Annotated in this window: 1 pseudogene; it reads left to right on the top strand. The window is 46.5% G+C overall.

The annotated features are described in order from the left end of the window. Positions 1–1,192: pseudogene (gene tnpC / locus H8716_RS17450) on the top strand (IS66 family transposase); the annotation flags it as partial. Positions 1,193–1,233 lie beyond the last annotated feature (41 nt).

Below are 1,233 nucleotides of genomic sequence, written 5' to 3'. Positions count from 1 at the left end.
CCAACTGAATAAGACCATTTCCACACAGACAGAACTGATCCAGTCTTTACAAAAAACATTGGAAGCAGACCGTCTGGAAAAAGAAAACCTTCGTCAGCAGATTGAATATCTCACGAAGAAGCTTTTTGGTACTTCCAGTGAAAAACGGAAAGATATCGATGGCCAGTTGAATCTTTTTGATGAAGCCGAGCAGGAAGCAGATCCGACATGGGAACAGGAACTTCCTGATGACATCACTGTTCCGGAACATAAGAGAAAAGCAAGACGGACACATGCAGATCTCTTTAAAAATGTTCCTTCCTGCGACGAGATCATTTCTCTTCCGGAGGAGGAGCGAAACTGTCCAACCTGCGGAACGCAGATGGAATGTATCGGGAAAGAATTCGTCCGCCATGAATTTCGCTTTACCCCTGCCAAAGGAAAAGTAGTAAATATCTATCGTGAAACCTATAAATGCCCGGAGTGTGCCATATCAGAGGAACATCCGGATGATCAGACATTTGTCAAATCCCCTGTTCAGGAACCATTGATCCCGGAAAGTTATGCATCGGAATCCGTTGTCGGATGGGCAATGCACCAGAAGTACCAGAATGGTCTGCCGTTAAACCGGCAGGAAGAGGACTGGAAGCAACTGGGTGTCCCATTAAGCCGGGCTACGCTTGCTAACTGGATCATTTACTGTGCCGAGAATTATCTCCGTCATGTTTATGATTATTTTCACTGTCAGTTACGGATGCGTAAATATCTGATGGCAGATGAAACCCGGGTTCAGGTACTGAATGAACCGGAGCGTAATCCTGAAACGGATTCCTGGATGTGGCTCTTTCGCAGTGGAGAAGATGGACTTCCGCCGATCCTGCTCTATCATTATACAGAGACAAGGGCAAAGTTCCATGCAGCATCTTTCCTACAGGGGTTCAGCGGATATCTGGAGACTGATGGATATCAGGGTTATAATAATCTGCCGGATATCAAGCGCTGCTCTTGCTGGGCACATGTGAGACGTTACTTCACAGATGCCATACCGAAAGGGAAAGAGTATGATTACAGCCTTCCGGCAGTGCAGGGAGTACAGTTCTGTTGCAAGCTGTTTGATTGTGAGCGGTACTCAAAAGCAAAAAATCACACTGCGGAGCAGAGAAAACAATTTCGTCTTGAAAAGGAGAAGCCGATACTGGAGGCATTCTGGAATTAGCTGGATCAACAGCGCCCAAACAAGGGAACCCGTTTGGC

The sequence above is a fragment of the Jingyaoa shaoxingensis genome (genome assembly GCF_014385005.1).
Lineage (GTDB): Bacteria > Bacillota > Clostridia > Lachnospirales > Lachnospiraceae > Marvinbryantia > Marvinbryantia shaoxingensis.
The sequence above is the reverse complement of the archived record's forward strand: the minus strand, read 5'-3'. Positions and strand labels throughout refer to the sequence as shown.